Origin of the sequence: Microcoleus sp. B3-D7, assembly GCF_036705305.1 — a bacterium.
Classification (GTDB): Bacteria; Cyanobacteriota; Cyanobacteriia; order Cyanobacteriales; family Microcoleaceae; genus Microcoleus.
Window position 1 is genome coordinate 1 of the sequence record NZ_JAUBUE010000107.1, and the last position, 1,268, is coordinate 1,268.

1 protein-coding gene is annotated in these 1,268 nt (G+C 56.5%); it reads right to left on the reverse strand.

What is annotated here, in order from left to right:
- Nucleotides 1-1,268: Ig-like domain-containing protein (locus tag QUB25_RS29350; RefSeq protein ID WP_445251997.1), on the reverse strand; the 1,268-nt coding region annotated here is incomplete at both ends.

Sequence of the window (1,268 nt, forward strand, 5' to 3'; positions counted from 1 at the left end):
GGGTACTGGGTTGAATATGGGGGTTGGTTCTGGCGTCGGTGTTGGTTGTTCGGGGGCGGGTGTTGGTGGTGTTGGTGTTGGCGCCGGTGTTGGTGGTGTTGGTGTTGGCGCCGGTGTTGGTGGTGCTGGTTCCGGTGTTGGTGGTGTTGGTGGTGTTGGTGGTGTTGGTGTTGGTGGTGCTGGTTCCGGCGCCGGTGTTGGTGGTGTTGGTGTTGGTGGTGTTGGTGGTGTTGGTGGTGTTGGTGGTGTTGGTGGTGTAGGTGTTGGTGGTGTTGGTGGTGTTGGTGGTGTTGGTGGTGTAGGTGTTGGTGGTGTTGGTGGTGTAGGTGTTGGTGGTGTTGGTGGTGTTGGTGTTGGTGGTGTTGGTGGTGTTGGTGGTGTAGGTGTTGGTGGTGTTGGTGGTGTTGGTGTTGGTGGTGTTGGTTCGTTCAGGGGAATGGCAGAGACAGTAGCGCTGGCGGGGCTGGTAGCACCTTGGTTGTCTGTAGCGCTGTAGGTGAAATTTGCTGTTGTAAAGTTGGCTGTCGATTGGAAAAATAATTGGTTAATGTCAGTAGGTGTCAGAATTTGACCTGCGGTGACAATCCGGCCGCCAGTATCGGGATTGCCTAAAAATATCCGCCCTTCATTTGCGGGTGGGACGGTGTTGATGGTGAAGGATGCGATCGAGCCGTCGGGGTCGCTTCCTCCGAGTCCTGCGATCGCCACAGCGCTGCTGGGGCCGATCTCAAGGTTGACGTTGTTAGCTACGGGCGGTTGGTTTGGCACCGGCAGCAGCGCCGATACAGTAGCACTGGCGGGGCTGGTGGCACCCTGGTTGTCTGTAGCGCTGTAGGTAAAATTTGCTGTTGTAAAGTTGGCTGTCGATTGGAAAAATAATTGGTTAATGTCAGCAGGTGTCAGAATTTGACCTGCGGTGACAATCGTGCCGCCAGTATCGGGATTGCCTAAAAATATCAGCCCTTCATTTGCTGGTGGGACGCTGTTGATGGTGAAGGATGAGATCGAACCGTCGGGGTCGCTTCCTCCGAGTCCTGCGATCGCCACAGCGCTGCTGGGGGCGATTTCGAGGTTGACGTTGCTAGCTATCGGTGGTTTGTTGGCGGGAGTTGGAGTCGGAGTCGGTGGGAGTGGGGGAGTCGGAGTGGGGGCAGCGGTGATAGTGGTGGTAACAGTTGCGCCAGGCTCACGGCCGTTGTTGTTGGCAGGATTGGGGTCTGGACTCGTTGAGGTGCTGCTAGCAGTGTTGGCGATGGCGCTGATGGTGG